General features: G+C 51.2%; 22 protein-coding genes and 1 rRNA gene. All 23 read left to right on the top strand.

Annotated elements, in window-relative coordinates:
* The first annotated feature begins 101 nt into the window (after positions 1–101).
* On the top strand, positions 102–878 hold the full coding sequence (locus NR121_RS20500) for a vWA domain-containing protein (RefSeq protein WP_062410343.1): 777 nt from the start codon (positions 102–104) through the stop codon (positions 876–878).
* Entirely contained in the window at positions 862–1,770 is a 909-nt protein-coding gene (locus NR121_RS20495) for a serine/threonine protein kinase (protein WP_054819657.1), read from the top strand. The genes NR121_RS20500 and NR121_RS20495 overlap by 17 nt, the downstream gene beginning before the upstream one ends.
* A 68-nt stretch (positions 1,771–1,838) precedes the next feature.
* On the top strand, positions 1,839–3,263 hold the full coding sequence (gene tilS / locus NR121_RS20490) for a tRNA lysidine(34) synthetase TilS (RefSeq protein ID WP_074729809.1): 1,425 nt from the start codon (positions 1,839–1,841) through the stop codon (positions 3,261–3,263).
* 18 nt (positions 3,264–3,281) lie between these two features.
* Positions 3,282–3,821 (top strand): hypoxanthine phosphoribosyltransferase, encoded by a 540-nt coding sequence (gene hpt, locus NR121_RS20485; protein WP_054819654.1) that lies wholly within the window; start codon positions 3,282–3,284, stop codon positions 3,819–3,821.
* A gap of 72 nt (positions 3,822–3,893) precedes the next feature.
* Positions 3,894–5,870, top strand: coding sequence for an ATP-dependent zinc metalloprotease FtsH (gene ftsH, locus NR121_RS20480; protein ID WP_256831845.1), 1,977 nt, complete (start codon positions 3,894–3,896; stop codon positions 5,868–5,870).
* A 288-nt stretch (positions 5,871–6,158) separates the two neighbouring features.
* Positions 6,159–7,097, top strand: coding sequence for a quinolinate synthase NadA (nadA, locus tag NR121_RS20475; RefSeq protein WP_256831844.1), 939 nt, complete (start codon positions 6,159–6,161; stop codon positions 7,095–7,097).
* 42 nt (positions 7,098–7,139) lie between these two features.
* Positions 7,140–8,753, top strand: a complete 1,614-nt coding sequence (gene nadB, locus NR121_RS20470) for an L-aspartate oxidase (RefSeq protein WP_256831842.1) — start codon at positions 7,140–7,142, stop codon at positions 8,751–8,753.
* Positions 8,746–9,624, top strand: a complete 879-nt coding sequence (gene nadC, locus NR121_RS20465) for a carboxylating nicotinate-nucleotide diphosphorylase (RefSeq protein WP_054819662.1) — start codon at positions 8,746–8,748, stop codon at positions 9,622–9,624. Before nadB ends, nadC begins: the two co-directional genes overlap by 8 nt.
* Positions 9,621–10,388 carry a type III pantothenate kinase gene (locus NR121_RS20460; protein WP_054819653.1) on the top strand — a complete coding sequence of 256 codons (768 nt, stop codon included), beginning with the start codon at positions 9,621–9,623 and terminating at the stop codon, positions 10,386–10,388. The genes nadC and NR121_RS20460 overlap by 4 nt, the downstream gene beginning before the upstream one ends.
* 51 nt (positions 10,389–10,439) lie before the next feature.
* Positions 10,440–11,312: an Hsp33 family molecular chaperone HslO gene (hslO, locus tag NR121_RS20455; RefSeq protein WP_137671173.1), complete on the top strand. Its 873-nt coding sequence runs from the start codon at positions 10,440–10,442 to the stop codon at positions 11,310–11,312.
* 70 nt (positions 11,313–11,382) lie between these two features.
* The gene (locus NR121_RS20450; protein WP_054819652.1) at positions 11,383–12,321 is read left to right on the top strand and encodes a peptidyl-prolyl cis-trans isomerase; all 939 of its coding nucleotides are present in this window, start codon (positions 11,383–11,385) and stop codon (positions 12,319–12,321) included.
* A gap of 116 nt (positions 12,322–12,437) precedes the next feature.
* The gene (gene cysK, locus NR121_RS20445; protein WP_062410350.1) at positions 12,438–13,376 is read left to right on the top strand and encodes a cysteine synthase A; all 939 of its coding nucleotides are present in this window, start codon (positions 12,438–12,440) and stop codon (positions 13,374–13,376) included.
* A 112-nt stretch (positions 13,377–13,488) separates the two neighbouring features.
* Positions 13,489–15,051 carry an anthranilate synthase component I family protein gene (locus NR121_RS20440; RefSeq protein ID WP_174351234.1) on the top strand — a complete coding sequence of 521 codons (1,563 nt, stop codon included), beginning with the start codon at positions 13,489–13,491 and terminating at the stop codon, positions 15,049–15,051.
* Complete coding sequence (gene pabA / locus NR121_RS20435) at positions 15,048–15,629, top strand: aminodeoxychorismate/anthranilate synthase component II (RefSeq protein ID WP_054819651.1); 582 nt, start codon at positions 15,048–15,050, stop codon at positions 15,627–15,629. Before NR121_RS20440 ends, pabA begins: the two co-directional genes overlap by 4 nt.
* Complete coding sequence (pabC, locus tag NR121_RS20430) at positions 15,626–16,513, top strand: aminodeoxychorismate lyase (protein ID WP_054819650.1); 888 nt, start codon at positions 15,626–15,628, stop codon at positions 16,511–16,513. The genes pabA and pabC overlap by 4 nt, the downstream gene beginning before the upstream one ends.
* A gap of 34 nt (positions 16,514–16,547) precedes the next feature.
* Positions 16,548–17,312, top strand: a complete 765-nt coding sequence (gene folP, locus NR121_RS20425; protein ID WP_249929678.1) for a dihydropteroate synthase — start codon at positions 16,548–16,550, stop codon at positions 17,310–17,312.
* A 40-nt stretch (positions 17,313–17,352) separates the two neighbouring features.
* On the top strand, positions 17,353–17,727 hold the full coding sequence (gene folB / locus NR121_RS20420; RefSeq protein WP_054819648.1) for a dihydroneopterin aldolase: 375 nt from the start codon (positions 17,353–17,355) through the stop codon (positions 17,725–17,727).
* The gene (gene folK / locus NR121_RS20415) at positions 17,724–18,248 is read left to right on the top strand and encodes a 2-amino-4-hydroxy-6-hydroxymethyldihydropteridine diphosphokinase (protein ID WP_062410355.1); all 525 of its coding nucleotides are present in this window, start codon (positions 17,724–17,726) and stop codon (positions 18,246–18,248) included. Before folB ends, folK begins: the two co-directional genes overlap by 4 nt.
* On the top strand, positions 18,230–18,439 hold the full coding sequence (locus NR121_RS20410; RefSeq protein ID WP_062410356.1) for a helix-turn-helix domain-containing protein: 210 nt from the start codon (positions 18,230–18,232) through the stop codon (positions 18,437–18,439). Before folK ends, NR121_RS20410 begins: the two co-directional genes overlap by 19 nt.
* A 41-nt stretch (positions 18,440–18,480) precedes the next feature.
* The gene (gene dusB, locus NR121_RS20405; protein WP_054819646.1) at positions 18,481–19,473 is read left to right on the top strand and encodes a tRNA dihydrouridine synthase DusB; all 993 of its coding nucleotides are present in this window, start codon (positions 18,481–18,483) and stop codon (positions 19,471–19,473) included.
* 200 nt (positions 19,474–19,673) lie between these two features.
* Positions 19,674–20,150: a transcription elongation factor GreA gene (greA, locus tag NR121_RS20400; protein WP_054819645.1), complete on the top strand. Its 477-nt coding sequence runs from the start codon at positions 19,674–19,676 to the stop codon at positions 20,148–20,150.
* An 86-nt stretch (positions 20,151–20,236) separates the two neighbouring features.
* Complete coding sequence (lysS, locus tag NR121_RS20395; protein WP_062411112.1) at positions 20,237–21,733, top strand: lysine--tRNA ligase; 1,497 nt, start codon at positions 20,237–20,239, stop codon at positions 21,731–21,733.
* Between the two features lie 351 nt (positions 21,734–22,084).
* Positions 22,085–22,216: ribosomal RNA gene (locus NR121_RS20390) — 16S ribosomal RNA — on the top strand; the annotation flags it as partial.

Here is a 22,216-nt window from a genome sequence, read left to right as displayed (position 1 = left end):
TGCTGTGCCAATGAACAGGGATGTTCCTTTTTGTCGGAAACCAAGTTTAGAATCCTCCCTACTGGTAAAGATATGTAATAGAGTAGAAGGAGGACAGAAAGATGAAGCAGATTATTCTCATCACAGACGGTTGTTCGAATGTTGGAATCAGTCCGGTTGTAGCGGCGGCCCATGCCAAGGCGGAAGGGATTATTGTTCATGTGGTTGGCGTGCTGCATGCCGGCGATACAGACGATTCGGCTGCGGCGGAAATCGCGGAAATTGCCAAGGCGGGTGGCGGGATGAGCCGCATGGTTCAGCCTTCACAGCTGTCCCCGACGGTGCAAATGATGACGCGCAAGACAGTTGCGCAAACGATTCAGCAGGTCGTAGGACAAGAGCTTCGCAGCATCCTGGGACATTCCAGGCTTGAAGCGCTGCCGCCGGAACAGCGCTCCGAGGTCGTCCGGGTCATCGACGATTTAACGGAGACGACGAGCCTGCAGGTCGCGCTGTTGATCGATGCGAGCGCCAGCATGAAGCCCAAGCTTCAGGCCGTAAAAGAAGCCATAGCGGATCTCCAGCTTAGCTTGCAGTCCCGAATCGGCCAAAGCCGGATTGCCGTTTTCCATTTTCCGGGGAACGTATCGGGGGACCAAGAGATTGTCATGGATTTGGATTGGACCAACGAGCTTGCAAATCTGAACCGGTTGTTTTATAAATTAAACATGAAGGGAACGACACCCACAGGTCCCGCACTGCTGAAAGTGGTTCAATCTATGAACCGGAATGCCGATGATAACAAAGAGAACGCGGGTTATACAGCCGGGAGCCTCTCTATAACGAGCGGAACTGTGATAACAAACGAGGAAGGGATACTCCGTGACTACGTTGTTTGAACCCGCAGTACCTGTGGGAGCCTGGATTCAGGGCAAGTGGAACAAAAACCAGTACCGGGTCGAGCGGCTGCTTGGCGAGGGGGCGAACGGAAAGGTGTTTCTCGTGAGCCGGCGCAAGCGGCTTTACGCGCTCAAAATAGGCTTTGATCCGGCGGATCATCAATCGGAAGTGAATGCGCTCAAGGCGTTAACGAAATCATCGACTTCCTTTCAGGATATGCTCGTGGAAGCGGATGATTTTTCACAGGAGGGTATGGATTATCCTTTCTGTGTGATGCGTTATATCAAAGGAAAGTCTCTTACAGAGTTTATTAAACAATATGGAACCGATTGGATTCCTCTGATTGGCTTGAATTTGCTGCGCAAGTTATCGGAGCTTCACTCAAGCGGCTTTGTCTTCGGAGATCTGAAGGCGGAGAACATGATCATTACCGGGTACGGAGAAGTGGAACTGATCGACTTCGGAGGGGTGACGGCCAAAGGCCGGTCGGTTAAACAGTTTACGGAAGTGTATGACCGGGGGTTTTGGAACAACGGATCGCGAACGGCGGATGAAGGATATGATTTATTTTCTTTTGCAGTGCTGCTCCTCCAAGTGACCGACCGGGAGAGGTTTCAAAGCGTGACATCCATCCTGCCGCAAACCCGGAACGTAGAATGGCTGATTGAGCTTTTGCAGGGGTGTCCCCCATTGGCGCAGGCAGCCCCCTTGCTCCGCAAAGCGCTTACGGGACGGTACGACAGCTCAAAGCAGATGCTGGCCGATTGGCGGGCCCGCAGTCTGGGAAATGGAACCGTCCATAAAAAGCCGGTAAATGGGGATTGGATTAAGCTGTGCTTTGCCGCCTCATTAATTGTATTCGGCGCAACGTTGTATTTGGTTTGGCCATAGGGGCAATACATAAGAGAGCGGGATAACAAGAAGAAACGGGCTATTGGGGAAATGAGAGGGACATAGGGATGGAGACGGCACAATCATTATCCGCTAAGATAGAGCGGTACATACGAGACGAAACGCTGATTGAACCGGGAGATGGGGTTGTCGTAGCGGTATCGGGAGGGCCCGATTCCGTAGCGCTGCTTCATCTTTTGTTTGCGTTGTCCGATCGATACGGATGGAGGCTCGTCGTAGCCCATGTAAACCATGGCTTTCGGGGGTTGGAATCCGATCGGGAAGCGGAGCTCGTGAGTGAACTGGCACAGCGCCTTGGCCTTCCTTTGGCTTCCACCTATATCGATATGCCGCGTTATATAGAAGAAACAGGGCTGAATACACAAGCGGCCGCCAGGGAAAAACGCTATGCTTTCTTGCTGGATACGGCTGCACGCTATCAGGCTCGGCGCATCGCGCTTGCGCACCATGCGGACGATCAGGCGGAAACCGTTATGATGCGTATGCTGCGGGGAACAGGGCCATCCGGCTTGGCCGGTATCCCTATCAGGCGCAAAGAAAAAAATGATGTGGAACTTATTCGTCCCTTACTGCGTATATACAAATCAGAGCTGCTGCATTACTGTTCCGCGCAGGGCTTACCTTACTGCACAGACAGCAGCAATCTGCAGACCAAATATTTTCGCAATCAAATACGATTGGATGTGCTGCCTTTTCTTTCCCGCTACAATGACCAGCTTCCTTCCGCTTTAAACCGACTGGCTGAAATGATGGCCGGAGAGGACGATTACCTGGAGGCGGAAACGCTCAGGCTCTACAAGGCTCATGTAAGCCGGAAGAACGATGCCTGGTTCTGGAGTGCGGAGTGGTTTAGCGGGGTACATGTTGCTTTACAAAGGCGTTTGATTAAACTAATATTAAGTTATCTTGCTTCCGATCCGGAATCCATCGATTTCCTGAAAATCGAGCAGATGCGGATAGCCGCGCTTAGTAAGCAGCCGACGAATTTCAGGCGAGTCATCGGACAAAACATTACGCTCAGCAGGGAATATGATCAAATCGCTGTACATACGATGGTGTTATCACCTTTACCTTATGTCTACGAGATCAAGAAGAACCAGCCGGAGCTGCTGATCCCCGAGACGGGGGTTCGGGCGGAGTTTCGATGGCTTATAGGGACGACGGAAAAGCCGCAGACAAGAGATATGTATTCGGCTTGCTTCGATGTGGATGAACTGGCCTTCCCTGTCATTTTTCGAAGCCGTCGTCCCGGAGATCGTATGCGTCCTCTGGGACTAAATGGATCGAAAAAGGTAAAGGATATGTTCATTGACGGCAAGCTCCCGTTGAGCTTGAGGGAGAAGATCCCGATTGTAACGGATGCCAAAGGGCGCATTCTATGGCTGCCCGGAGTTCGGCGGTCAGGGCATGCGTTGGCCGGCAAAGAAACGAAACACGTGGTATGTATGAAGCTTGATATTGATTTTACTTAAGAAGTAGGAGGATCTCTTTTGCAAAACGACGTCCAAGAAGTACTATACTCTGAGCAGCAAATTCAAGACAAAGTGAAGGAAATGGGCGAATTGATCAGCCGCGATTTCGAAGGGCGCAACCCTCTCGTCATCTGCGTGCTCAAGGGTGCTTTCATTTTCATGGCTGACTTGGTAAAACAGATAACGATACCGCTCGAAATCGATTTCATGGCGGTGTCCAGCTACGGAGCCTCTACCAAATCGTCGGGTGTAGTCAAAATCATCAAGGATCTCGACATCTCTGTAGAAGGCCGTCACGTAATCATTGTTGAGGATATTATCGACAGCGGGTTGACGTTAAGCTATCTGATCGATGTGTTGGAAAGACGCAATGCGAAATCGATCACGGTCGCCGCTTTATTTGATAAGCCTGCGCGTAGAACGGTGGATTTGGATGCAGACTATAAAGGTTATGTTATTCCGGATGCGTTCGTGGTGGGCTATGGTCTGGACTACGGCGAGAAGTACCGGAATCTGCCGTATGTAGGCATATTGAAGCCGGAAGTGTACTCCCATTAGCATTTCTTGAGAAGCCAAGACTTGCTGTGGTACAATATACAAAGTTGCCGTTTGCCTGAGAGGAGGTAGGGAATGAATCGCATTATTCGCAATACAGGCTTTTATCTGCTCATTTTTTTGGTTACCGTCGGAATCGTTCATTTTATCAGCACTCAGAATGAGCAACAAGACATCATCAGCTACGATCAACTCCGACAGACCTTAACGGAAAAGAATGTCGAATCGATCATCGTCAAGTACGATGCTCAAACGTATTTAGTTCGGGGGACATATAAAAATGCGCCATCGTCGAATAATAAAAATTTCGAATCCCGTGCGCCGTATGACCCACAAATCTTCCGTTTGATTGAATCCAGCGACATTCCCCCGGGGAACGTTTACATCGAGAGAATGGAAGGGGACAATGTTTGGATCAGTTTCCTCACCTCCATCATCCCGTTCGTGATCATCTTCATTCTGTTCTTCTTCTTGCTGAATCAAGCCCAAGGTGGCGGCGGTAAGGTGATGAACTTCGGCAAGAGCAAAGCAAGGCTTTATAATGAAGAGAAAAAACGCGTCACTTTCGAGGACGTCGCCGGAGCCGATGAAGAGAAGCAAGAATTGGTAGAAGTGGTGGAATTTCTGAAGGATCCCCGCAAATTTGCGGCAGTGGGTGCCCGCATTCCGAAAGGGGTTCTGTTGAACGGGCCTCCGGGTACAGGGAAGACGCTGCTTGCCAGAGCTGTGGCCGGTGAAGCCGGTGTGCCGTTCTTTAGCATCAGCGGTTCCGATTTCGTCGAAATGTTCGTCGGTGTCGGTGCATCCCGCGTGCGCGATTTGTTCGAGAATGCAAAAAAGAACGCCCCTTGTATTATTTTTATAGATGAGATCGATGCCGTGGGTCGCCAGCGCGGAGCCGGTTTGGGCGGTGGGCATGACGAACGCGAGCAGACGCTCAATCAGCTGTTGGTTGAGATGGACGGTTTTGGCGCAAACGAAGGGATTATTATTATCGCTGCGACAAACCGTCCGGATATTCTCGATCCGGCCCTTCTCCGTCCGGGTCGTTTCGACCGCCAGATTACAGTAGATCGTCCGGATTTGAAAGGCCGTGAAGCCGTCCTGAAGGTACACGCCCGCAACAAACCGCTGAATAAGGACGTGAAGCTGGATCAACTGTCCCGCTATACGACCGGATTTACCGGTGCGGATCTTGAGAATCTGCTTAATGAGGCAGCGCTGATCGCAGCCCGCCGCAACCGGAAGGATATCTCGATGTCTGAGATCGAGGAGGCTTTCGACCGTGTCATCGTCGGGACGCAGAAGAAAAGCCGGCTGATCAGCGAGCGGGAGAAGAGAATGGTCGCTTACCACGAGGCGGGCCACACCATTGTAGGTCTTCATGTGGAGAATGCCGATGTGGTGCATAAGGTCACGATCATTCCGCGCGGCCGCGCAGGCGGTTACGTGATGATGCTGCCGAAGGAAGGCGAAGACAAAATGATGCAGACGAAGTCCGAGCTGCTCGATAAAGTCACCGGACTTCTGGCAGGCCGGGTATCCGAGGAGCTGTTCATCGGAGAAATCGGAACCGGCGCTTATAGCGACTTCCAACGAGCTACCGGCATTATTCGCCGCATGATTACGGAATTCGGAATGAGCGACAAGCTTGGTCCGATGCAGTTCGGCACATCGCAGGGTCAGGTCTTCCTGGGCCGCGATTTTGGGCACGAGCAAAACTATAGCGATGCGATTGCTTATGAAATTGACCAGGAGATGCAAGCGATGATCCGCGCTTGCTATGAACGGGCCAAAGAAATTCTTACCCAATATAAAGACCAGGTTCGTCTTGTAGCGGAAACCTTGATCGAGAGGGAAACCCTTGAGAAGGATCAAATTAAAGAGCTGATCGAAAAAGGTTCGCTGCCGCCTTTGGAGAAAGACGGTTCCTCTGAAGCCAAATCCGAGGAAGTGAAAGTGAACATCCAAAGTCAGCCCTCGCAGGAAAGCAAAGAAAGTCAATCGGATTTGGATAAAATATATTCCAAAGACCCAGATAAAGATAAATAACCATACGCTAAACCGGTGCTGGAAACAGCACCGGTTTTTGTATTTCACAGGGGTCCATGACGGCTTTTTGCGAAACTGGACTTATGACCGGGTACGGATGAACAGGGGTTCCGGAATTGTGGATTTTTTCCGGGTTTTTCAGGTGATTTAAACATTGACATAGCTTTATCAGTTGTGTAAATTAGGTGTAAATCTTTATAAGCTTTGTGAACATTTTCACCAGACTGCTCTAGTCAATGAATGAATTTTTCATACCGGCTGCAGGGGCTGAGAAAAGGATGGTACCTCATGGAAGCATTAGCATTGGAGCGAAAAAAGGAGCAGCAGCAAGAGCTGAAGGAACGAATCGCCCAGTTGAAAAAAGAGCGTAATGCCATTATTCTTGCTCATTATTATCAACGGGATGAAATCCAGGAAGTGGCTGATTTTCGGGGCGATTCTTTCTTATTGGCGCAGAAGGCCGCATCTACCGATGCCGACGTTATTGTATTTTGCGGCGTGCATTTTATGGGAGAGAGCGCAAAGATTCTGGCTCCGAACAAAACAGTGCTCATTCCCGATGAAAGGGCCGGCTGTCCGATGGCGGACATGGTCAATGTGGATGGCCTTCGGGAGTTGAAGAAAAAGCATCCGAATGCCAAGGTCGTTGCGTATATCAACACATCGGCCGAGGTTAAAGCGGAGACGGATATTTGCTGTACGTCGGCGAATGCGATCAAGGTGATCAATTCGGTCGATTCCGATGAAATCATCTGGGTTCCGGATAAAAATCTGGGGGATTACGTTTCCAAATTTACGGACAAAAAAATGATTATTTGGGAAGGATATTGCAACACACATGACATGTTGACCGTCAAAGATGTAGAGGAAATGAAAGCGCAGTATCCGAATGCTCAATTTGTGGTTCATCCGGAATGCCGTCCGGAGGTCGTAAAGCTTGGCGATTTTGTCGGCAGCACAACGGCGATCATTAAATACTGCAAAGAATCCGACTGCCAGGAATTTATCGTCGGCACAGAGGATGGAACCGGTTACCAGCTGCGAATGGACAGTCCGAACAAGAAATTCCATTTTGCCACGAAGTATTTGGTTTGTCCTAATATGAAAGTCAACAATTTGAAAAAGGTGGTCAAATGTTTGGAGACGAACAGCCCCCAAATTTATGTGCCACAACACGTGGCCGATCAGGCCAGAGCATCCTTGGAGCGCATGTTGCAGGTCAAGTAGCATGCGCTACTTCTCTTCTTGGACGGGTGGGGTTGGGAATCAATGATACCGCGGTACTTGGTTAATTTTGATTTGGAGAAGCTTCCTCATGTTTATACGGATGTCATCGTGATCGGCGCAGGAATCGCCGGTCTTTTTACCGCTCTGAAAGCATCGGAAAAGCATAAGGTATTGATGGTGACGAAAAAATCGCTGCTGGACAGCAATACCCGGTATGCTCAAGGGGGAATCGCGGCGGTTATATCGGATGAGGATTCTCCTGCCTATCACCGGCAGGATACGCTCATTGCCGGAGCGGGGCTGTGTTCTTCGGCCGCGGTGGACGTGCTGGTTCATGAAGGTCCTGCAGGCGTTACGGATTTGATCCGTATGGGTACCGAGTTCGATATGGAGGACGGCCGTTTTGCCTTAACTAAGGAAGGGGCGCACAGCCAACGGCGTATTCTGCACGCTCAGGGCGACGCAACCGGCGCTGAGATCGTACGAGCCCTTTCGGAGAAAACGAAGCAGGAGAAGAACATTGAGATCTGGGATGATCATTTTGTTATCGATTTGATCACCGATGACGGAACGTGTTACGGTGCGTTGGTGCAAAGGCCGGACGGACAAAAGGTGTTCGTAGGCGCCAATGCGACGATTCTTTGCACCGGCGGGGCCGGACAGCTGTTTCGTTACACGACGAACCCCGAGATTGCCACAGGCGATGGCATTGCCATCGCTTATCGTGCAGGAGCGGACATACGCGACGTAGAATTTATACAATTCCATCCGACGGCATTATGCTACCCGGGGGCGCCGAGGTTTTTGATCTCGGAGGCCGTAAGGGGAGAAGGCGCGGTACTTCGCAACATCAAAGGAGAGCGTTTTATGGAGCGGTACCATCCCCAATTGGAGCTGGCTCCGCGGGACATTGTCGCACGTGCCATTGTCAGTGAGATGGAGGAGACGAAGTCCACATTCGTTTACATCGACTTTACCCACGAATCACATGAAACCGTGAAGAACCGTTTTCCGACCATCTATGATTTCTGTCTGAATTACGGGTTGGACTTGTCATCGGACTGGATTCCGGTTGCGCCGGCGGCCCATTACATGATGGGCGGAGTAGCGACGGACTTATACGGAGAAACCACCGTGAAGCGGTTGTTCGCATGCGGGGAGGTATCCTCAACCGGTGTTCACGGTGGCAATCGGCTTGCCAGCAACTCCTTGTCCGAGGCGATTGTTTTCGGGCGGCGGATCGTAGAACGGATTGATCAGCTGTCTCCTTTAGAAACGGTACCGCCCGTCCGGGAGCAGCGGCCCTTAAAAGATAACGCGATTCAGCCGGTGGTGGAGAAGAAGCTGAAGCTTCAGAAGCTGATGCTTCGCTATGCAGGTCTAAAGCGGCATGCGAAAGGATTGGCTAAGGGTTACGAAGAGCTTAAGCGTCACCTGTCCTTTTTGGACAGCTGCCTGTCCAAGCGGGAGGAGTACGAGTTTGCCAATCTCCTCATATGCGGGCTGCTCACAACCCAGGCTGCATTGATTAGGGAGGAAAGCCGCGGGGGACACTACAGAGAAGATTTCCCTGAAAGGGACGACCTGGTATGGCGCAAGCATACCGTGTTCAACCGCGTGAACGGAATCAAGGAAGGGAGAAGCGATGATGTTTGAGTTGAATCAAACCGTTCTGAATGAAAGTCTTAAGCGATGGCTGGAAGAAGACATCGGCATGGGCGATGTCACGACGATGACCACCATCCCTTCCGATTCAATGTCCAAAGGGATCATTCATGTGAAGGATAACGGTATTGTGGCAGGCCTTCCCGTCGCGAAGGCGGTTTTTGCTCTGGTTGATCCTCAGCTTCGGTTTGAGGCTAAAGCGAGCGATGGGGACGCCGTCTCCAAAGGAACCGTCATTGCGGAGGTTAGCGGAAGTACCCGCAGCATTCTGCTGGGGGAACGGCTAGCGCTCAATTTGTTGCAGCGCATGTCGGGTATTGCCACCCGAACAAACCAGTTTGTCGAACGGCTGGAAGGGCGTCCCTCGCGGCTGGTCGATACGCGCAAAACGACTCCGGGCCACCGCATGCTGGAGAAATATGCGGTTCGCGTCGGCGGAGGGCATAACCACCGGTTCGGTTTATACGACGCGGTGATGATCAAGGACAATCATATCAAGGGTGCCGGAGGCATCGCGAAGGCGATTCAATCCGCCCGGGCCCGCATTCCCCACACGATGAAGATTGAAGTCGAAGTGGAGAATTTCGTGCAGCTGAACGAAGCGTTAGGCGCGGAGCCGGATATCATCATGTTGGATAATATGGGGCCGGAACAAATGAGGGAAGCGGTGCTGTTCATTAAACAACGGGCTCCGCATATCATTGTAGAAGCGTCAGGAAATGTATCGTTGGACAATGTGCGTGAGATCGCTGAGACCGGCGTCGATGTGATTTCCGTGGGCAGGCTGACTTACTCTGTCCAGTCACTGGATATCAGCCTGGATTTGAATGAACAGAAGGGGAAGAAGGAGGATCGTGCATGATTCTGGTGGTGGACGTGGGCAACACGAATATCGTAGTCGGTATTTACGAGGGCAGGCAGCTGCTGCATCACTGGCGGCTCAGCACGAATCGGTCGGCCACCACGGACGAATACGGAATGATGATGGTGAATCTGTTCCGCCATGCGGATATTCGCCTGGAGCAGGTAGAAGGGATTATCATTTCTTCGGTCGTACCGCCGCTTATGTTTGTGCTGGAGCAATTATGTTTAAAATATTTAAAGAAAACGCCTCTGGTCGTAGGGCCGGGGATCAAGACCGGTCTGAATATCCGCTATGAGAATCCAAAAGAGGTGGGAGCGGACCGGATTGTGAATGCCGTGGCAGCCATCGAGCTGTATGGTTCCCCCTGTATTGTGGTCGATTTTGGAACGGCCACCACGTTTGATTATATTGATGAAGGCGGACAATATGTCGGAGGCGCCGTTGCGCCAGGGATTGGAATTTCGACCGAAGCCCTGTATCAGCGAGCGGCCAAGTTGCCCCGGATTGAGCTGACCAAACCCAAAAGCGTGGTAGGAAGAAACACCGTTGCTTCCATGCAGGCGGGCATTATTTACGGCTTTGCAGGTCAGGTGGATGGCATCGTGGACCGGATCAGGCAGGAATTCGGTTCAGAGCCGAAGGTTATTGCGACCGGCGGCTTGGCGGAGTTAATTTCAAGCGAATCCCGTACCATTGAGCTGGTGGACCCTTTGCTTACACTGCAGGGGCTGCAAATCATTTATGAACGGAATGTCGGGTAAATTTTTATGTGTAACAAAGCCATATTTGGTAGATAGAGAAGGAGCGGCATTATGCAGGATTATTTGATCAGGGCAACGGCGTATGAAGGAAAAGTACGGGCGTTTGCCGTGAAAACGACCGGGATTGTAGAAGAGCTCCGGCGGAGGCATCTTACAACGCCTACCGCTACAGCGGCATTGGGGCGCACGGCAACGGCAGCTCTCATGATGGGTGTGATGCTGAAGGGTGAAGAAAAGCTGACGGTGCAAGTGAAAGGCGGCGGCCCCATCGGCCAGATCGTCGCGGATGCGAATGCCAAAGGTGAAGTGCGCGGGTATGTAGACAATCCGGGTGTTGATTTGCCGCTGAATTCCATCGGCAAGCTTGATGTGGCCGGGGCCGTCGGTACCGATGGTTTTTTGTATATAACCAAAGATCTTGGCTTGAAAGAGCCTTACCGCGGAAGCGTACCGATTGTTTCCGGGGAATTGGCTGAAGATTTCACCTATTATTTTGTTAAATCGGAACAGACCCCGTCGGCTGTCGCTTTAGGGGTGCTTGTGGATGTCGACTATACCGTAAAAACGGCAGGCGGCTTCATCATCCAACTGCTTCCAGGGCTTAAAGACGAGGAAATCGATCAAATCGAGAAAGAGCTTGGCACTCTTCCCCCCATTACTAAGCTGCTGGACCGGGGAGATTCATTGGAATCCATTCTGGAAACCTTGCTTCCCGGGGCCAAAGTGCTTGAACGCAGAGATGATGTCCGATTCCAGTGCAAATGCTCGCGTGAACGTGTAAAGCAGACCCTGATCAGTATGGGGCGCTATGAGATAGAGCAAATGCTGGAAGAGGATGGGCAGGCGGAAGTGGTGTGCCATTTTTGCAATGAAAAGTATCATTTCGGCGAAGATGATTTGAAAGTCCTGATTCAGGCCTTGTAAGCCAGGAGAACGATCGGGCGGAGGCGCTCTGTCCGACTATATAGAGAGCGACAATACGAGGGGATAGGATATGCGAAACGTTAAGGTGTTATGGGGATTGATCGTTGTTTTGCTGACCGCTGTTGTTATCCTCTCCTCCGTACTGATGGCCCAAACCTTACAACCACCCGATTCAGACAAACATCCGGACCAATCTCAGAATGGCGGAGAGACACGCATTGTCGCCACAGTCGGAACCAAGAACATCACCATCGGAGAAGTAGAGGAGCAGCTGATCCAAAAGTATGGAAATCAGCAGCTGAACCAAATGATAGATCAGGAAGTTATACGTGCCGAAGCTGAGACGCAGGGGATTGTGGTGAGCGAAAGCGAGATTCAGCAGGAACTGGAACGAATGCAGCAAGGCTATGACAGTGAAAGCCAGTTTTACGAATTGATGAAAGAGCAGTTGGGATTTACCCCCGAGGCTTTAAAGAAGGATGTATACAATAAATTGCTGGGCGACAAAATTACGATTCAAGGCATCGTCATTACGGATCAAGAAGTAGAAGCTTACATGCTTGCTCATCAAGAAGAGTTTAAGCCGCGTGTACAGCTTAAGCTGCAGCATATTGTATCCGCGAATCGGGAACAGGCGCAAAGAGCGCTGGACGACTTGGCCAAGGGCCAGAGCTTTGCCCAAGTGGCCAGGGAGCGTTCGCTTGACGATGCCACGCGGGATAGCGGAGGAGATTTAGGGTGGCTCGATGATGACGATCCGTTCATCCATCCGGCTGTAATGAAAGCGGCCATTTCGCTAAAACCGGGAGAAGTCAGCAAACCGGTGGAGGCCGATGGGCGGTATGTGATTGTTCGTGTGGCGGATCGGAAGGAGCAGTCAAAGGGCAGCCCGGAAGTCCTGCGCGAACAAGTGCGCAAGGAGCTTGCTTTACGCGAAGCTCCGCCTTTAAAGGAAACGCTGGAGAACCTACGGAAGAAGTGGAATGTGACGATTCGCGAGTCATTTTAAAAGATCGAATCCTCAAAAAATGTGTATTGACAACCTCCTTAAGGGTTGATAAGATAAAGACATAATACCTAGCAAAATACTCGGATATTTGATGCGAACTTGAGGAGGAGAACGGAATGGCCAAACTAGTACAAAATGTAACTGAATTAATCGGGGATACGCCGCTTGTGAAATTGAACCGCGTCGTACCGGAAGGAAGCGCGGAAATTTACGTTAAGCTCGAATTCCAAAACCCGGGTGCAAGTGTAAAGGACCGGATTGCCATTAGCATGATCAATGTAGCAGAGCAAGAGGGGCTCATTAAGCCGGGGGATACCATTGTGGAGCCGACCAGCGGCAACACGGGTATCGGTTTGGCGATGGTCGCTGCGGCCAAAGGGTACAAAGCGATTCTGGTTATGCCTGAAACCATGTCTATTGAAAGACGCAACCTGCTCCGGGCTTACGGCGCTCAACTGGTACTGACACCTGGAGCAGAAGGCATGAAGGGTGCGATTAAGCGCGCGGAAGAGATTGTTGCCGAGAACCCTGGCTACTTTATGCCACAGCAATTTAAGAATCAAGCGAACGTCAAAATCCACCGCGAAACAACGGGTCCGGAAATCGTGGAAGCGATCAAATCCCACGACGGTAAGCTGGATGCCTTTATCGCAGGGATCGGAACGGGAGGAACGATTACAGGCGCCGGCAGCGTTCTGAAGGAAAACTTCCCGAACATTAAGATTTATGCCGTTGAGCCTGCGGCATCTCCTGTATTGTCCGGAGGCAAGCCGGGTCCGCACAAGATTCAAGGTATCGGGGCCGGATTCGTGCCTGATATCCTGAATACGGAAGTGTACGACGGAGTGATTACGGTTGAGAACGAAGAAGCGTTCGAAACGTCCCGCCGTGTGGCCAAAGAAGAAGGCATTCTGGGTGGTATCTCCTCCGGGGCAGCGATTTTCGCCGCACTGAAAGTGGCGAAGGAGCTTGGCGCGGGCAAGCGTGTCGTAGCGGTTATTCCAAGTAACGGTGAGCGCTATCTGTCTACACCGCTGTATCAATTCGAAGACTAAAAGGGCATCATACGCCTGCTCGGCTTGGCTGAGCGGGCTTTTTTTTATTTGGCTTTTCAAGTATACTAATCCCAATATCTTATTGAGACGATGGAAAGGGGGCCGGATGGCAATGATTTTGACTTCATATGAGCAGTGGCAGCAATGGGCACGCAGCCACTCCGTGCTTCCTTATATCAGGAGCTTTCCTTTGGATGAAACGCGGCCCTTGTCTTGGGCGGAGGCCTGGGAACAGGCGGGGCCGGAATCCTTTGTGCTGGAGAGCGGCAAAGGGGGCCGTTACAGCTTTTTCGGCCTAAAGCCGGCTTCTTCCATCCGTGGAACGGAGGGAGCCGCGACGGTGATCGGGGAGGATGGCAGCGAATCGCGATGGTACGGTGCTCCGCTGGAGCTCGTGAAGCGATGGATGGCGCCCTTTCACTCGCCTGTCGTCGAAGGCGCCCCCAAGTGGGTAGGCGGCTGTCTCGGCTTCTGGGGATATGATGTTGTTCGCACGATTGAACGGCTGCCGGCGCGTGCCAAAGCCGATTTGCCTATACCCGATTACGCCTTTATGCGGGTAGACGAGCTGTGGATCATCGATCATGAGGAGCAGATGCTGTACTGCTCGGTGAACACCTACTGTCCCGCTGAGCACAGGGGAGAGGCCGAATGGCTTCTCCGCCGCTATCTTGAGGCGGAGCAAGCGGCGGAGCATATGAAACGCGTATGGGACCGAATTATATCCTTAAATTCAAATCCGGAGGCGCTGGAGAGGCTTGACGAGCGGAGGCGTACAATGGAAGAGGACGATCTTCAGGTAGACGTTGAGGCCATTCCCGGGCTTACGGCGGATTTTCCCAAAGAAGATTATATCCGTGCCGTCCGCCGCATTCGCGATTATATCGGTGCGGGAGACGTCTTTCAGGTCAATTTGTCGGTGCGCCAACATAAGAAGCTGGAAGCGGCGCCGGAGGAGATTTACGAATGGCTCCGGCTTGTGAATCCTTCTCCTTATATGGGCATGCTTCGTTTCGGCGATTTTCATCTCGTTTCCGGCTCTCCGGAGCTTCTTGTACAGCTGGACAGGGGAACAGTTCGTACCCGTCCCATCGCAGGAACCCGTCCAAGGGGAGCTACCGCTGAAGAAGACCGGCGGCTGGCGGATGAGCTGATCCACAATGAGAAGGAACGGGCGGAGCATATTATGCTGGTCGACTTGGAGCGCAACGACGTTGGGCGAATATCCGCTTTCGGTACCGTACGGGTTAAAGATTTTATGGTCATCGAATATTACTCTCATGTCATGCACATCGTGTCTCAAGTAGAGGGACGGTTGGCGGAGGGGCGGGACGCCTTTGACGTTATTGCCGCAACCTTCCCGGGCGGCACGATTACAGGCGCACCGAAAATCCGGACGATGGAAATTATAGAAGAGCTTGAACCTGTGAGGAGAGGGCCCTATACCGGTTCGATCGGCTGGATTGACTACAACGGGGATATGGAATTTAATATCGTCATCCGAACGTTGGTTGCTGCCGGAGGCATCGGCTACGTACAGGCCGGAGCAGGGATTGTGATCGACTCCGTCCCGGAAAAAGAGTACACGGAATCCATCAATAAAGCGAAAGCCATGTGGAAGGCGATTCAATACAGCGAACGGAAACCAATAAACCAAGGGAGGGCGAAACCATGATATTAGTTATCGATAATTATGATTCGTTTACGTACAATCTGGTTCAATACTTAGGCGAGCTGGGAGAAAAGGTAGAGGTGCGCCGCAACGACGAGATCGATCTTGCAGGTATAGAGGCGCTGAAGCCGGACCATATTCTCATTTCCCCGGGACCCTGCACACCGAATGAAGCGGGGATCAGTCTTAGTCTGATCGAGCATTTCAAAGGGAAAATTCCGATACTCGGCGTCTGCCTCGGCCATCAATCGATCGGACAAGTGTTCGGCGGAGATGTGATTCGTGCACAGCGGCTGATGCACGGTAAAACGTCGGCCATCTACCATGACGGCAAAGGGGTATTCAAGGGCCTTCCCTCTCCTTTTACCGCGACGCGTTATCATTCGCTGATCGTCAAGAAGGAAACACTGCCGGACTGCCTGGAAATCAGTGCACACACGGCGGAAGGCGAGATTATGGGGCTCCGCCATAAAGAATACCCGATTGAAGGGGTGCAATTTCATCCGGAATCGATTATTACAGACCACGGGCACCAAATGCTTCGGAACTTTTTGAAAGAAACGGCAGTGGGCCAGGCGTGATTATCGATGTAAACGGCGAATGCATAGAAGAAAGCCAGGCTGTGGTCTCCGTATACGACCACGGCTTTCTTTACGGCCTGGGTTTGTTCGAGACGTTTCGAACATACGGAGGCCATCCCTTTTTACTGGAATGGCACTTGGAGCGTCTGGCTTCAGGCTGCAGGGAGCTTGATATAGACTATGAACCGGATTTGGAAGCGTGGAGCCGAAGGATTTCCAGACTTCTGGAAGTGAATCAGCTTCCCGATGCTTATTTTCGTTTGACGGTAACGGCCGGGATGGGAGCGCTCGGCTTGCCCTCAGGGACCTACGAAAAGCCGGAAGAAGTACTTTATGTAAAGCCTCTGCCTCCTATGGATCCGGCTGTTTATCATGAGGGGAAAGCGCTGCAGCTGCTCCGGCTGCGGCGCAATACGCCGGAAGGTGTGGTCAGGCTAAAATCGCTGCATTATATGAATAACGTGTTGGCCAAAAAAGAAATGAAACGATATCCTTGGGCGGCCGGGGCGGAGGGATTATTTCTGGACACGCGAGGCCGCCTGTGCGAGGGCATCGTGAGCAATATATTTTTCGTACGGCATGGGGGGCTGTATACACCTGCGGTGGAAACCGGACTGCTGCCGGGGATTACCAGGCGATTTGTCATGGCTGCAGCCCAACGTGAAGGAATAGACGTATCGGAAGGCCTGTACGATTGGGCTGATCTGCTTGAAGCCGATGAGGTGTTCGTGACCAATTCCGTACAAGAGCTTGTTCCTGTCACGACATTGTTCGACGAAACCGGCGCGGCTCATCGTGTGGGCCTGGGAACAGCCGGGCCGATAACACAGCAGCTGCTTCAAGTCTACAGGAAAGCGGCGGCAAGGAGGAATGACCGTGTTTAAAAACGATCGTGATCAGAATGACCGCACATGGATTATGGGAATATTGAACGTCACCCCGGATTCATTCTCGGACGGCGGGCGCTACATCGATCCGTCCGCAGCGGTGGCCCGCGCAGAGCACATGCTTCAGGAAGGTGCAGACATCCTCGATATCGGCGGTGAGTCCACGCGGCCCGGGTTTGATCCCGTACCTCTGGAAGAGGAGCTGCGCCGGGTGATCCCGGTGATTAAAGCGATCAGGCAAGCGGGCATTACCGCACCGATTTCCATCGATACGTACAAGGCGGAAACAGCCAGACGGGCTTTGGAAGCGGGGGCTAACATCATCAACGATATTTGGGGTTTGCAAAAGGATGCCGCGATGGCTGAAGTTGCCGTTGAATACGGATGTCCGATCATTCTAATGCATAATCGCACCGAAGCGGTATATGCTAACTTTATCCAAGATGTCATAGATGACTTGCGTCTAACGGTTGAGAGGGCACAAGCCGCAGGAATCCGCGAGGATCAAATTATTCTTGATCCGGGTATCGGTTTTGCCAAATCATATGAACAAAATTTGCAGCTGATGAACTATTTGGACCGGATCGTAGCTTTGGGCTATCCGGTACTGCTCGGCACATCCCGCAAAAGCATGATCCGCCATACGCTGAATCTTCCTCCGGGGGATGTGGTCGAAGGTACGGCGGCAACGGTTGCGCTGGGCATTGCCCAGGGATGCCGCATCATGCGGGTTCACGATGTACAGGCCATGAAACGGGTAGCGTTGATGACCGACGCGATCCTGCGCCAGCGTTAAGAAACAAAGAACTTCTCCGGATAAGAGGAGGCAAGAGGTAATGAAGGACAGATTGATATTAAAAGGAATGTCCTTTTTCGGGCACCACGGCGTTTTTCCCGAAGAAAACAAGCTGGGCCAACGCTTCTATGTAGATACGGAGCTTTACTTTCCGCTCGATAAGGCCGGTCGTTCCGATCAGCTTGAAGATACGGTGAACTATGCTGAAATATACGAATTCATCAAACAAATTGTCGAGCAGAAGACATTCAAGCTGATTGAGGCTTTAGCCGAAGATATTGCATCTGAACTTTTGCAAACTTATACTAGTATAAATGAAATTACCGTTCGCGTGGTGAAGCCCCACCCGCCTTTTGCCATTGTTTTTGACGGTGTAACGGTTGAAATTCACAGAAAGCGGGCTCCTATTCAATGAATTCACACAACACAGGCACATGTGGGTCTTCCGTATACGCCTACATCGGTTTGGGCTCCAACATGGGAGACAGAGAGAGGTTTTTGCGGGAAGCCGTGCGGCTCTTGCAGGACACCCCAGGAGTACAAGTAACCGGTGAATCGGGATTATATGAGACCGATCCGGTCGGGTATGTGGACCAGGCCCTTTTTTTAAATCAGGTAGTGGAGATTAGCACGACGCTGGAGCCCCAACCGTTGTTTGAACGCATGTTGGACATCGAGCTGCAGCTGCACCGCAAGCGGGATATCCGATGGGGGCCCCGAACGATCGATTTGGATTTGCTGCTGTTCGGAGATCGTTCTCAAGACTGTCCCGATTTAATTTTGCCGCATCCGCGCATGATGGAACGTGCCTTTGTGCTTGTGCCGCTCGTTGAAGTGATGTCGCTTCGGGACCCGGTACGGGCGGAACAATGGACCAGGCGGCTTGATCGGATGGAAGGAAAGGAAGGCGTCAGATTGTGGAAAAAAATGCATTAGCTCAGCGCATCCGCGCTTTTCGTAAATTAAAGGGGTATACGCAGAACGAATTGGCGCAGAAGCTCGAAGTATCAATTGCCGTACTCGGTTCGATCGAGCGTGGAACCCGCAAAGCCGATCCCAAAATGATTCGCAAAATATCCGAAGCGCTCGGTATCGATCCGGAAGAGTTGTCTTCCCCGACGGGCTAAAAACATATTATTCTTAATCCAATTGGAAAGGAGACAGACTCATGCTAACCATAGGTAATGTTACTGCACCGAACAACGTGGTATTGGCCCCTATGGCAGGGGTGTGTAATCCGGCCTTTCGCTTGATCGCCAAAGAGTTCGGTACCGGCCTTGTATGTGCCGAAATGGTGAGCGATAAGGCGATTCTGCACGGCAATCACCGCACCATGGAAATGCTGTACGTCGATGAGCGCGAAAAACCGCTCAGTTTGCAAATTTTTGGTGGAGATACGGAAACGCTGCTGGAGGCGGCAAAATTTGTCGATCAGAACACAAACGCCGATATTATAGATATCAACATGGGCTGTCCTGTCCCCAAAATCACAAAATGTGACGCGGGGGCGCGATGGTTGCTGGATCCCGGTAAAATCGAGCAAATGGTTTCTACCGTATCGAAGGCGGTAAGTAAACCGCTCACGGTAAAAATGCGGATTGGTTGGGATGACGATCATATCTATGCCGTACAGAATGCCAAGGCCGTGGAGAACGGCGGGGGTGCTGCGGTGTCCGTACACGGGAGAACCCGGGTGCAAATGTATACGGGTCACGCCAACTGGGATATCATTAAAGAGGTGAAAGAGGCCGTATCGATTCCAGTCATCGGCAACGGAGATATTTTTACCCCGGAGGATGCCAAGCGAATGCTGGATCATACCGGTGTGGACGGCGTGATGATCGGACGGGCGGCTTTGGGCAACCCATGGATGCTGTACCGCACCATCCAGTATCTTACCCGCGGGGAGCTTCCTGATGAACCTAGCCCGCAGGAAAAAATCCGCATTGCCGTCCTGCATTTGGATCGTTTGATTGCTTTAAAGGGCGAAGCGGTGGCGGTCAAAGAAATGCGTAAACATTTGGCATGGTACCTAAAAGGACTTCATGGCGGAGCACGAATCAAAGATGCCATTATGGAGCAGACGAAGCGGGATGAGATGGTCCGGCTTTTGGAGGATTATGCTGAATCACTTGAGGATCGGACGGCAATTACCCACTAAACAAAAGTGAAAATGGACGATAACGGGATGCTTGGTTTACATTGACATTTGATTGGGGTTGAAATATAATCAGTCAATAGTAAATGGCGGCAGGCCAAGGACGTGAGTAGCAGCTGCGTTCATTTAGTAATTATAAGTGAATTCATACTCGATGGAGCTCGAAATATGAAAATCTTTCACACGACGGGAGATAAATAACAATGGCCGAAAAGGAAGTCATTCTCACGCAGGAAGGTTTGAAGAAGCTCGAAGAAGAACTGGAGCATCTAAAATCCGTTAAGCGCCGCGAGGTGGCAGAACGGATTAAAATAGCAATCGGTTATGGGGATATCAGCGAGAACTCCGAATACGAGGATGCCAAGAATGAACAGGCGTTTGTAGAAGGCCGGATCATTACTTTGGAGAAAATGCTGCGCAACGCGCGAATCATTAACAATGATGAAGTCGATACCGATGCGGTGAACGTCGGGTCCATCGTCATTCTGAAGGACCTCGAATTCGGAGACATTGTGGAATATTCCATTGTAGGTACGGCGGAATCCGATCCCTTCCAGAATAAAATATCCAATGAAAGCCCTGTGGGCAAAGCCATTCTTGGCAAACGCAAAGGGGCTATCGTTGACGTAAACGTACCTGCTGGCGTCATCCAATATGAAATCGTAGACATTAAGAAGTAATTTGGGATAGAAAAGCTTCCTTGGGAGGCTTTTTTTCCTATCGAATGAGTATTTCCGTTTATTTCAAGAATCAAGGAGCTGGAAACATGACTGTGGAATTGGAATTGAACGAGCTGCTGAAAATCCGCCGTAATAAATTGGACGAGCTGCGCGGCATGGGAATCGACCCATTTGGTCAAAAATTCGAAAGAACTCATCATGCGGGTGACATCTTCAAAGCTTATGAGGACAAGACGCAAGAAGAGCTTGAAGCGCTGTCCGCCGAAGTGAGCATTGCCGGACGGATCATGCAGAAGCGGGAAATGGGCAAAGCGGGCTTTGCGCATCTTCAGGACATTACGGGTAAAATTCAAATTTATGTCCGTGCCGATGCGGTAGGCGAAACGAAATATCGTGCCTACAATCTGCTGGATATCGGTGATTTGATCGGGATCCGGGGGACGGTATTTAAGACCAAGACCGGAGAACTGTCTGTTAAAGCCAAATCGGTGGAGATACTCTCCAAGTCGCTCCTGCCCCTCCCGGAAAAATACCACGGTTTGAAGGATGTCGAGCTCCGTTACCGCCAGCGTTACGTCGATCTGATTATGAATCAGGACGTTCAGCAAACCTTTATTACACGGTCCAAAATCATTCAATCGATGCGCCGTTATTTGGATTCACGCGGCTATTTGGAAGTGGAAACGCCGACATTGCACGCCATTGCCGGCGGTGCGGCCGCGCGCCCTTTCATTACGCACCATAATGCGCTGGACATGCAGCTTTACATGCGAATTGCGATTGAGCTTCATTTGAAGCGGCTGATTGTAGGCGGCATGGAGAAGGTGTATGAAATCGGACGCGTATATCGTAACGAAGGGATTTCTACAAGGCACAACCCGGAATTTACGATGATCGAGCTGTATGAGGCTTATGCGGATTATAAAGACATCATGAAGCTGACCGAGGAAATGATTGCGCATATCGCTCAGGAAGTATTGGGCACAACCAAGATCACGTACCAAGGCCAGGAAATTGATTTATCTCCTCCTTGGAGACGAGTCTCTATGGTAGAGGCGATTAAAGAAGTCGTAGGCGTTGATTTCAGCGCCGATATAAGTGATGAGGAAGCCCATAGGCTCGCAAAGGAGCATAAGGTGCCGGTAGAGCCAATGATGACCTACGGCCATATCGTAAATCAGTTCTTCGAGACATTCGTAGAACAGACCTTAATCCAGCCTACATTTGTTACGGGCCATCCTGTGGCGATTTCTCCGCTGGCGAAAAAGAATGATCAGGATCCGCGGTTTACTGACCGTTTCGAGCTGTTTATTGTTGCCCGTGAGCACGCCAACGCATTCACCGAGCTCAACGATCCGATCGATCAGCGCGAGCGCTTTGAAGCCCAGCTGGCGGAACGGGAGCAAGGTAATGACGAAGCGCACGAGATGGACGAGGATTTTATTCGTGCGCTGGAATACGGTATGCCGCCTACAGGCGGGTTAGGTATCGGCATCGACCGATTGGTCATGCTGCTGACCGATGCGCCATCCATCCGCGACGTACTGCTGTTCCCGCTGATGCGGGAGCGTCAAGGCGAATAAAAGGAACTCAGAGGTTACCTCCGCAGTGTACTGCGGAGGTATTTTTATGCGGGCAAATCTACCAGTTGCATCGGTTTGAACAATTTGTTATATTATCTCTTGCAGCTTCTATGGCGCGTGTTGTTGAAGATGATAGAGACAACCGCGAAATGGATGCAGCGAAAAAATAATGCTTGCATTCAGCTAGGCGAATATGATATATTAATCAAGTCGCTTTCGACGAGGTTGAAAAAACAGAGTCGAAAAACGGCGCATAAAATTGCCCTTTGAAAACTGAACAACGAGTGAGTGTAAAGATAGAGAATCGAAAGATTCTCGCCAGTAGTAGATAATGAGCTAATCAGCTTTTCTTTGATGGAGAGTTTGATCCTGGCTCAGGACGAACGCTGGCGGCGTGCCTAATACATGCAAGTCGAGCGCTAGGGGTGCTCCCTTACGGGAACCCCCCTGGAGCGGCGGACGGGTGAGTAACACGTAGGCAAC

Source organism: Paenibacillus sp. Pae15, assembly GCF_024519685.1.
Lineage (GTDB): Bacteria > Bacillota > Bacilli > Paenibacillales > NBRC-103111 > Paenibacillus_G > Paenibacillus_G naphthalenovorans.
This window is presented reverse-complemented; position numbering and strand designations above follow the sequence as displayed.

Coding starts and splice junctions, on each gene's coding strand:
- nadC (WP_054819662.1), top strand. CDS start 8,746: ATGTTTGAGTTGAATCAAACCGTTCTGAATGAAAGTCTTAAGCGATGG.
- lysS (WP_062411112.1), top strand. CDS start 20,237: ATGACTGTGGAATTGGAATTGAACGAGCTGCTGAAAATCCGCCGTAAT.
- cysK (WP_062410350.1), top strand. CDS start 12,438: ATGGCCAAACTAGTACAAAATGTAACTGAATTAATCGGGGATACGCCG.
- dusB (WP_054819646.1), top strand. CDS start 18,481: ATGCTAACCATAGGTAATGTTACTGCACCGAACAACGTGGTATTGGCC.
- folP (WP_249929678.1), top strand. CDS start 16,548: ATGGGAATATTGAACGTCACCCCGGATTCATTCTCGGACGGCGGGCGC.
- NR121_RS20450 (WP_054819652.1), top strand. CDS start 11,383: ATGCGAAACGTTAAGGTGTTATGGGGATTGATCGTTGTTTTGCTGACC.
- tilS (WP_074729809.1), top strand. CDS start 1,839: ATGGAGACGGCACAATCATTATCCGCTAAGATAGAGCGGTACATACGA.
- NR121_RS20500 (WP_062410343.1), top strand. CDS start 102: ATGAAGCAGATTATTCTCATCACAGACGGTTGTTCGAATGTTGGAATC.
- NR121_RS20460 (WP_054819653.1), top strand. CDS start 9,621: ATGATTCTGGTGGTGGACGTGGGCAACACGAATATCGTAGTCGGTATT.
- folK (WP_062410355.1), top strand. CDS start 17,724: ATGAATTCACACAACACAGGCACATGTGGGTCTTCCGTATACGCCTAC.
- pabA (WP_054819651.1), top strand. CDS start 15,048: ATGATATTAGTTATCGATAATTATGATTCGTTTACGTACAATCTGGTT.
- hslO (WP_137671173.1), top strand. CDS start 10,440: ATGCAGGATTATTTGATCAGGGCAACGGCGTATGAAGGAAAAGTACGG.
- ftsH (WP_256831845.1), top strand. CDS start 3,894: ATGAATCGCATTATTCGCAATACAGGCTTTTATCTGCTCATTTTTTTG.
- greA (WP_054819645.1), top strand. CDS start 19,674: ATGGCCGAAAAGGAAGTCATTCTCACGCAGGAAGGTTTGAAGAAGCTC.
- NR121_RS20440 (WP_174351234.1), top strand. CDS start 13,489: ATGATTTTGACTTCATATGAGCAGTGGCAGCAATGGGCACGCAGCCAC.
- nadA (WP_256831844.1), top strand. CDS start 6,159: ATGGAAGCATTAGCATTGGAGCGAAAAAAGGAGCAGCAGCAAGAGCTG.
- folB (WP_054819648.1), top strand. CDS start 17,353: ATGAAGGACAGATTGATATTAAAAGGAATGTCCTTTTTCGGGCACCAC.
- nadB (WP_256831842.1), top strand. CDS start 7,140: ATGATACCGCGGTACTTGGTTAATTTTGATTTGGAGAAGCTTCCTCAT.